Source organism: Microcella sp. (genome assembly GCF_033763155.1).
GTDB lineage: Bacteria > Actinomycetota > Actinomycetes > Actinomycetales > Microbacteriaceae > Microcella.
Window position 1 is genome coordinate 1 of the sequence record NZ_JANRKZ010000246.1, and the last position, 8881, is coordinate 8881.

Consider the following 8881-nt stretch of genomic DNA (forward strand, 5'->3'; position numbering starts at 1 on the left):
CTCGAGCTTGCCGAGCGATTGGGCGCAGACACAGCCCCGCACATCGTCGAGTCGGTGAGGGGTGTGACGTCGGGTCATGCGCTGTTCGACCCGCTCGTGCGGGTCGTCGCCGACGCGCAAGACTGAGCCTCTAGGCGCCAGTCTCGCCGCCGCCGCCGACTGCCGCCGCCCGCTCGCCCGCTTGGTAACGACGCACGATCGCGCGCACGATCACCAGCACGATGACTCCGATGAGGCCGAGCGCCGCGAGCCACGGCAAGAGCACGCCGACGATGACGAGCAGTGCCGAGCCGAAGGTCACGAGCGCTTGCCAACCGGCGAGCAATCCTGTGAGGAAGGTGTCGGGCTCGTCGACGGGCGCGACTTCTTCTGAGCCGAGCGTCAGCGTGAGGGTCGAGAGGCCCACCTGGTCGGCGTAGTAGCGCTGCTGCGATTCGAGGCTCTCGAGCTCGGCCTGCCGCTGGCTGATCGCCGACTCGAGGTCGATGAGGTCGTCGACCGTGACGGCCGCGTCTTGTAGGGCCAACAGTCGCGTGATCGACGAGCGCAGGGCCGTCGCGCGGGCATCGATGTCTTGCACTTCGCGCGTCACGTCGGTCGAGCTCAGTTGCAGTTCTTCGAGCTCGCCGAGGGCCTTGAGCTTCTCAAGCGTGGCGGTCAGGCGGTCGGCGGGAATCCGCAGCACGAGTTCGGCACCGCCCGCATCCGTCGCATCGCCGAAGGTGCGCGGCGCGAACTCTTGCCGACCGTCGACGCGGCCGCCCGCGGCTTCGACGATCGCCACGGCATCGCTCGCGGCCTCGGAGGGAGCCTCGACCGTCAGGTAGAGAGTTCCCACGGTGATCACGGCACGGTTGTCGTCGCTCACCTGGCTGGCCAGGTTACCGCCCGATCCGCCGTCTGCCTCACCGACGGCGGGAGCTTCGGGGGCACCCAGCCCCGGCATGCCGCCCGAGTCACTGGCAGATTCTTGGGTGCCTGCGGCCGCGCATCCGCTCAGCAACAGGGCCGCGAGTGCGAGGGCGGGAATCGTCGAGAGCAATCGTGAGGTGCGCATGGCGCTCACGTTAGACCCGAAGAACTCTCGCCCACCACCCAACGTTTTCGGCTGAAACGCGATTGTGACCTGGGCGCCTGCTTGCACAACGCTGTGCCTCTGCCGAGAGAACCCAGAGCGACTGGCGGGAAGTCTGTTTCACGCGTCGCCTCGCGCCTACAGTCAAAACATTCCGACGCGACTAGGGGTGGACGCGGAGGTCGAGGGGGTCGGCTCAGCCGGCCCCCTTCTTTCTGCCCTCGGGGCCTGAATCCGCCATACTCAGCGCATGGCCTGGTGGCGGTGGTGGCGTGCGGATGCTCCGCTCTTGTCGATCACGCGCGACACCGGTTCTGGCCCGGTGGTCGTAATGATCCACGGCATCGCGTCGTCGTCGGTGACGTTTCTGCACCTGGTTCCTCTGCTCGAGAAGACGCACCGGTGCATCACGATCGACATTCTCGGGTTTGGGGATTCCCCGCAGCCCGACGGCGCCACCTACACCCTCGACGAGCACGCCGCCGCGCTCGATCGCACGATTCGCAGCCTGGGGTTGCGCGAGCCCTTCACGCTCGTGGGCCATTCGCTCGGCAGCCTCATTGCGGCGCGGTACGCAGCGACCCACCACCGCCAGCTTGATCGGCTCGTGCTCGTGAGCTCACCCATTTATCTGCCGCCCGCGGTGTTGGGTGATCGGCTCGATCGCGCGAGCATGGGCGCCTATTTCTCGGTCTATGAATACTTGCGCTCGAATCCGCGGTTCACGCAGCGCACCGCGGCGGCCCTCGCCGCCATTGCTCCCATCAAGAACGTGCTCGAGGTGACCGAGCGCAACTGGGTGCCGTTCATGCTGTCGCTGCAAAACGCGATCGAGTCGCAGACGACGCTCGCTGATCTCGCCCGGGTGCGCGTGCCCATCGATCTCGTCTACGGCGCGCTCGACCCGTTTCTTGCCCCCGGTGGGCTCGCCATCGTGCAGCAGCTGCGGCACGTGCGCGCCACGCGAGTGTCGGGGGTCGCTCACATCGTGCGACCGACGCTCGCTAAAGCCGTCGCGCGCGTCATCGAGGCGCCGCCCGCGCGGTGGTCGACCGCGAACGGAGCATAGGCTGACGACATGAAGACTTCGATTCTCGGTCGCACCGGCGCGACCGTTTCGTCTATCGGCCTCGGAACCTGGCAACTCGGTGCCGACTGGGGTGATGTGAGCGAGGCGGATGCTCACGCGGTGCTCGACGCCGCCGTCGAGTCGGGCGTCACGATGTTCGACACGGCTGACGCCTACGGTGATGGCCGCAGCGAACAGCTCATCGCTACCTACCTGAAGCAGCGCCCCGACGCGAAGGTCTTCGTCGCCACGAAGATGGGCCGCCGCGTGCCGCAAACGGTCGAGAACTATTCGACCGAAAACTTCCGAGCCTGGAGCGACCGCAGCCGTCGCAACCTCGGGGTCGACACGCTCGATCTCGTGCAGTTGCACTGCCCGCCCACTCCCGTCTATTCGATCGACCGCGTCTACGACGACCTCGACCAGTTGGTCGATGAGGGTGTCATGAAGAACTACGGCGTGAGCGTCGAGACCGCGGCCGAAGCCCTCACGGCCATCGCGCGCCCTAACGTCGCGAGCGTGCAGATCGTGCTCAACGCCTTCCGCCTCAAGCCCCTCGACGCGGTGCTGCCGGCCGCGATTGCCGCGGGCGTGGGCATCATCGCGCGCGTTCCTCTTGCCTCGGGCCTGCTGAGCGGCCGCTACACGGCCGACACCGTCTTCGCCGAGAACGACCACCGCACCTACAACCGCGATGGATCGCACTTTGACCAGGGCGAGACCTTCTCGGGCGTCGACTACGCCACGGGCGTCGAAGCGGCCGTCGAGTTCTCGGCGCTCGCCGCCGAGCACGGCCTGCAGCCGGCCACCGCCGCGCTCGCGTGGCTCGCACAACTGCCCGGCGTGAGCACGGTGATTCCCGGGGCGCGGTCGGCGGAACAAGCGCGCGCCAACGCTGCCGCCGGCGAGGTCGCTGAGCTCGGCGTCGAGTTCCACGCTCGGGTCGAGGAGCTCTACGACCGTCGCATTCGCGCATCCGTTCACGACCGCTGGTAGCGAGCGCGCGGTGACGGCCAACGGCGGCACGGCATCCGGTCGACAGGGGCTCGGCCGCACGTTCGCGACCGTGTTTACCGCCAACCTTGCATCGAGCTTGGGTGACGGCATCGCGCGCACGGCCTCGCCGCTGCTCGCGGCGCGGTTGACCGACGATCCACTTCTGATCGCGGGAATCGGGGCCGTGGCGATGCTGCCGTGGCTGTTTTTCGCGGTGCCCTCGGGCGTGCTCGTCGACCGCATGGATCGTCGCCAAGCCCTGGCGCTCGCAGCCGGAGTGCGCACGGCGCTCGCCGTCGTGCTCGTCGTGCTTGTCGCGATGAACGCGCTCACGATCTGGTGGCTCTACCTCGTGATCTTCGTCTACGGCGTGTGCGAGACGCTCTATGACGGGGCCATTCGCGCGGTCGTGCCAAGCGTCGTGCCGAAGAAAGATCTGCCGCGGGCCAATGCGCGCATCGAGGGTGCCGAGCTCGTCGTGCAGAACTTCGCCGCGGCACCCGTGACCTCGGCGCTCTTCGCCGTCGCGGTGCTGATCCCGATCGGAGGGCTCGTGGCGGCCTTCGGGCTTGCGGCGCTGCTCGCAGTTCTGTTGCCCGCCGTGGCCTCGGGCCGGCAGTTTCACGCGGCGGTGGCGACCGGCGAGGTCGCCGAGGTCGTGCCCTTCCGCCGCCAGCTCGTTGACGGCTGGCACTTCATCATGGGCAACCGCATGCTGCGCACGCTCTGGTTCTTCAGCATTCCCGTGGCGATTCTCTTCTCGGCTTCGGGAGCCACGCTCGTGCTCTTCGTGCTCGACACTCTCGCGGTTCCCGAAGCGGCGTTCGGGTTGTTCTTGCTCTCTGGCGCCATCGGCGGGTTGCTCGGCTCGGTCATCGCCTCGCGCTTGGCCCGCCGCTTCGGGCTCGGGCCCGTGATGGCGGCGGCGAATCTGCTGGCGGGCATCCTCGTGCTGCTCACGGGTTTGCTGCCGGTGCCGATTGCGGCGCTTCTGCTCTTTGGACTCGGTGCCACCACCACCACGGTGTGGAACGTGCTCATGATGTCGTTCCGTCAGGCGATTATTCCGGGTCGGCTGCTCGGGCGCGTGCACGGCACATGGCGCACGCTGTTGTGGGGCACGATGCCCATCGGTTCGCTCATCGGGGGCGCGCTCGCGCTCATCGACCTCACGGTGCCGTGGATCGTCGGCGGCGCGGGCATCACGGTGCTTGGCCTCATCGGGTATCGCTTCTTGATGACGTTGCCCAACCCCGAAGACATTGACAACGGGGATGCCCCACCGCCCGTCACCGGCACCATGCCGGTTGTGCCTGCCGCCTGAATCGAGCCGCCGTGCCCTACTCGCTCGCCCGCCATCCCTTTCCGCCCGCGGTGCGGCAGCTCGTGCTCGGTTCACGCACGGTGCTCGCGACGGCGGGTGACGACAGCCTTGTGCGCGTTCGGCTCGTCGAAGCGCAGCCGGGCGAACTCGCGGGGTTCATTGCTCCGGGTGGGGGAGACCACGTGCGCGTCGTCGTCTCACCCGAGGGCGGCGCGGTGCCGCTCGGCCCCACGAGCGAGCCGCTCGGCGAAAGCCGCACTGAGACGGTCGTCGACCACTCGGTCGACGAGGGGTGGCTCGAGCTCGACGTGCTCGTGCACGGCACCGGCGGCGGTGGGCTCATCGGCCCGTGGGCCGCGCGGGCCCCGCTGGGGTCGCCCGCGGTCGTCATGGGGCCCAAGGGTTCGGTCGTGCTATCCGGCGCACCCGGCGAGGTCGTGCTCGCGGGTGACGACAGCGCCCTGCCCGCTGTACGCCGTTACCTGCGGATGCTCGGTCCGAGCATCACGGGCCACCTGCTGCTCGAGACACGGTTCGAGCTCGCGCCGCTGGGCATTGAGGTGCCGGCGGGGCTGCGCGTGAGCATCCTCGAACCGGATTCTGCCCCGAGCGCCGCGCTCGCCGCCGCCCTGCAGGCGCTGCCCGCCCCGACCGACCCGCTCGAGCGCTTCGTGTTCGCGTGTGGCGAGCAGTCGCTCGTGTCGCCTGCGCGCGCCGTGCTCGGTGCGTGGGGCATCGACGTCGAGCGTGCCGTCGTCAAGGGCTACTGGAAGCGCTAGGGCGTCTCGCCGGCGCGCAGCCAGTCGAGCAGCGCGCGCACGGTCGCCTCGGGATCATCGCGATGCAGACTGTGGCCGGCACCCGCGATGACCACCTGCTCGAGCAGAGGGTTCATGGCGAGCACGCGCTCTGCGAGCTCGCCGACGAACATTGCCCCGTGGTCGGGGTCGGCAGCGATGACGAGCGTGGGCGCGGCGATGTGCGGCACGAACGCCGTGACATCCCAATCATGGTTGTCGAGCACCATGCGTTCGAGCGCGAATCGTGACGCGGCTTTCGCCGAGCGCACGCGAAGCTCGACGTCGAGCGGGTGCCAGCGCGGAAACTGCTCGGCAATGCTCGCGACGGTCGCGCCATCGTGGTTGGCGAGCTGGCCGGCCAAGACAGTCTCGCGCGCAGGCTCGTCGACGACGAGCGCGGGGTCGAGCAGCACGAGGCGTTCGGTGAAGCTCGCGTCGGTGCCCGCGGCCTGGGCAACACCGGCCCCGCCGATCGAGTGCCCGACAACGAGCCCCCACGTGTAGCCCGTGACCGGACGAGTGCCGAGCAGATCGGCCGCGATGTCGTCAATGCGGTAGCGGGATGCCCGCGGCGCGTCACCGTGCCCGCGAAGATCGACGGCCGTCGCCGACCAGCCCGCGTCAGCGAGCGCCTCACTGAGACGCCACGTGCTGTGGGCGGACGACCCCAGGCCGTGCACAATCAGCGCCTGGTGGGGGCTCGACGGGTCTCCCCAGTGCCAACGAGGCAGTGTCACGGTGCTCATGCGCACGAGCGTAGCCGTGCGTCGCAGCGAGCCGAGCTCGACCCGCGAATCCGCTGAGAGCGGGAATCGAATGCCGGGCACGCGGGTTGCCGAGAGCATGACGCGCATCATGATCATCATCGGTTCTGTTCGCCCCGGCCGCATCGGCCTTCCCATCGCTCAGTGGGTGAACGATCGCGTCACGGCGGCAGGGCACGAGGTCGACCTCGTCGACCTTGTCGAGCTCGCCCTGCCCTTCATGGATGAGCCCGAGCACCCCGGCAAGCGCGCCTACACGAAGCCGCACACGATCGCGTGGAGCGCGCGCGTTGAGCAGGCCGACGCCATCGTGCTCGTGAGCCCCGAGTACAACCACAGTTACAGCCCGGCGCTCAAGAACGCGCTCGACTTTCTCGCGCACGAGTGGCAGGGCAAGCCCGTGGGCGTCGTGAGCTATGGCGGAGCATCCGGCGGGCTGCGCGGAGCGGCGGCGCTGGATGCTGTGCTCACGACGATCGGACTCGTGCGGGTTCCCGTCGACGTCGCCATCAACGGCCCGCAGGCGCACGTTGTCGACGGCGTGTTTACGCCCATCGAGAAGAACGATGCCGTGCTCGCCCGCATGATCGATGCGCTCGAGCGCTATGCCGAGGTGCTGCGGCCGCTGCGCGCCTAGTGCGCACGGCGGGCCCTAGCTGACGACCTGCACCGGCTCGGTGTCGGGCAGCGGGCTCGCGTCGCGCCCGCGCAGGTCGGGGTGCCACGCGCGAAACAGCACGGCAACGAGCATCCCGAGCGCGGCGAAGGCGAGCGCCGCGACAAAGCCGCCGATCGGCCCCATGCCGTCGATGAGAAAGCCGGCGATGGCCGAGCCGAGCGCGGCGCCAATCAGTTGCCCCGTGCCGAGCCAGCCATAGGCCTCGGCTGTGTCGCTGAACTTCACGCTCGACGACACGATGGCAAACATGACGGCGAGCACGGGCGCGATGCCAACGCCCGCGATGACGAGCGCGAGCGCGAGCCACCAAAACTCGAGCGAGAACGGTGCGGCGGCCATGCCGACAACGACGATCGCGAACCGGCGTGCGAGCGCCCAGGGGCCGATGGGCAAGTGCCCCATCGACAGGCCGCCGACGAGCGAGGCCACGGCCCAAATGCCGAACAAGATGCCCGCCTCGGTGCCGCCCTCGCCGAAGACCGCGACAACTCCCACCTCGATCGAGGCGGCAGAACCGATGAGCAAGAAGCCGCACACCGTGGCGAGCATCACGGCGCGGTTCTTGAGCACGACCCCGAGCTTGCGACGGCTCTGCGGAATGCGCACTTTGCCCACTTCGGGGCTCGCGATGAACCACACGCCGCCGCCGACGAGAAACAGCCCGGCAACGGCGATCGCCGCGACGCTCGACACTTGCGTGGCGATGAGCACCGTGATGACGGGCCCCGTGACCCAGATGATCTCTTGCGCCGAGGCGTCGAGTGAGAAGAGGGGAGTGAGCTGCTTGCCGGTCACCATCTTGGGGTAGATCGTGCGCACGGCCGGCTGAATGGGCGGGGTCGAGAGTCCGACGACCAATCCCGCCACCATGTAGGCCCACAGGGGCAGCAGGGCGAAAGCAATGATGCCGATGCCGGCGGTGCACACGACGAGTGTGGCGATGAGAACCGGCCGCATGCCCCAGCGGCCCATCCACCGGCTCGTGAGCGGGCCCGCGATGGCCTGGCCAACGCTCGTGGCGGCGAGCACGAGCCCTGCCGCGCCGTACGAGTCGAAGATTCTCTCGATGTGAATGAGAAAGGCGAGCGAGATCATGCCAGAGGGCAACCGGGCGGTCAGCTGCGCCGCAATAATGCGCGCCACGCCGGGCGTCTTCAGCAGGTCGAGGTATCCACTCACAAGATGTTCAGCCTACGGCGTGCGCGGTGCCCCGGGCCGGGCGCGCTTTTTGGCACGGATGCACCGCTCGCACGCCCGATTCACGGCGTTTTTGCGGCATTCAGCGGCGTGTCGGTGCTTGCCCACAGGCTGTGTATAAGTCGCGCAACTTATGCACACCTGTGGACGACACGCCCACTACATCTAGGGTGTGAACTTTGTCAGACCCCCGATATATAGTGATGGGGCCGCGCGAGGGGAACACCGCGGTTTGCCCGGATTTCCGGGCTTTTTCTGACAATTCCGCGGCGTGAGCCGCACGCGAGAGACACGCGCCGACGACGGCGCACGAGGGAGAGTGGGCACGTGAGCATCACCGTTGTGAAGCGCGATGGAAGCCGTGAGCCGTATGACGCCAACAAGATCAACCTGGCGATCGAGCGCGCGGCCGAGGGTCTGCCCGACCAGGTCGCGTGGGTGACGCAAATCGCGAGCGAGCTTGAGCTCACTCTCTTCGACGGCATTACGACTCAGCAGCTCGACGAGGCCGTCATTCAGGTTGCCCTGCAGAACGTGAAAGACGACCCGGCGTTCGACGTCGTCGCCGCTCGCCTGCTGCTCAAGACCATCTACAAGCGTGTGCTCGGCGACTACGAAAACGAGGCCGAACTGCGCGAGCTGCACCGTGCGCACTTCGCCGGCTACATCCGCCAGGGTGTTGACGAAGCTCTGCTCGACTCGCGCTTCCCCGACCTGTTCGACCTCGATGCCCTCGCCGACGTGCTCAACCCCGCGCACGACGAACTGCTCAAGTACATCGGTGTGGTCACCCTCAACAACCGCTATGGCATCAAGGCGCGCAACGGTGAACCGCTCGAAACCCCTCAATACTTCTGGATGCGCGTGGCCATGGGCCTCTCGCTCAACGAGGTCGAGCCCACCAAGCACGCCATCGCGTTCTACGAGAAGATGTCGAAGCTCGAATACCTCGCCGCGGGCTCGACGCTCGTCAACGC

Annotated in this window: 9 protein-coding genes; 6 read left to right on the forward strand and 3 right to left on the reverse strand. The window is 68.0% G+C overall.

Translation table 11 applies throughout. The features are described 5' to 3' along the window. Positions 1-130: 130 nt before the first annotated feature. Positions 131-1057: a DUF4349 domain-containing protein gene (locus tag SFU54_RS10600; RefSeq protein ID WP_319016250.1), complete on the reverse strand. Its 927-nt coding sequence runs from the start codon at positions 1055-1057 to the stop codon at positions 131-133. Between the two features lie 268 nt (positions 1058-1325). Here SFU54_RS10600 and SFU54_RS10605 point away from each other — a divergent pair, with 268 nt between their 5' ends. From SFU54_RS10605 to SFU54_RS10620, 4 genes are read left to right on the forward strand one after another with little or no spacing between them, the layout of a single operon-like run. Continuing rightward, on the forward strand, positions 1326-2144 hold the full coding sequence (locus SFU54_RS10605; protein WP_319016242.1) for an alpha/beta hydrolase: 819 nt from the start codon (positions 1326-1328) through the stop codon (positions 2142-2144). 9 nt (positions 2145-2153) lie between these two features. After that, positions 2154-3140, forward strand: coding sequence for an aldo/keto reductase (locus tag SFU54_RS10610; protein WP_319016243.1), 987 nt, complete (start codon positions 2154-2156; stop codon positions 3138-3140). A gap of 10 nt (positions 3141-3150) precedes the next feature. Continuing rightward, complete coding sequence (locus SFU54_RS10615; protein ID WP_319016244.1) at positions 3151-4464, forward strand: MFS transporter; 1314 nt, start codon at positions 3151-3153, stop codon at positions 4462-4464. Between the two features lie 11 nt (positions 4465-4475). After that, complete coding sequence (locus SFU54_RS10620; protein ID WP_319016245.1) at positions 4476-5243, forward strand: siderophore-interacting protein; 768 nt, start codon at positions 4476-4478, stop codon at positions 5241-5243. On the opposite strand, the gene SFU54_RS10625 is transcribed toward SFU54_RS10620, so the two are convergent. Then, positions 5240-6010 carry an alpha/beta hydrolase gene (locus SFU54_RS10625; protein WP_319016246.1) on the reverse strand — a complete coding sequence of 257 codons (771 nt, stop codon included), beginning with the start codon at positions 6008-6010 and terminating at the stop codon, positions 5240-5242. The genes SFU54_RS10620 and SFU54_RS10625 overlap by 4 nt on opposite strands. 70 nt (positions 6011-6080) lie before the next feature. Between SFU54_RS10625 and SFU54_RS10630 the strand changes: the two genes are divergently transcribed. Further along, positions 6081-6665, forward strand: coding sequence for an NAD(P)H-dependent oxidoreductase (locus SFU54_RS10630; RefSeq protein ID WP_319016247.1), 585 nt, complete (start codon positions 6081-6083; stop codon positions 6663-6665). A 15-nt stretch (positions 6666-6680) separates the two neighbouring features. Here SFU54_RS10630 and SFU54_RS10635 read toward each other — a convergent pair whose 3' ends face one another. Continuing rightward, positions 6681-7886: an MFS transporter gene (locus tag SFU54_RS10635; protein WP_319016248.1), complete on the reverse strand. Its 1206-nt coding sequence runs from the start codon at positions 7884-7886 to the stop codon at positions 6681-6683. Positions 7887-8231: 345 nt separating this feature from the next. On the opposite strand from SFU54_RS10635, the gene SFU54_RS10640 reads away from it, so the two are divergent. Further along, positions 8232-8881: ribonucleotide reductase N-terminal alpha domain-containing protein (locus SFU54_RS10640; protein ID WP_319016249.1), on the forward strand; the 650-nt coding region annotated here is incomplete at its 3' end.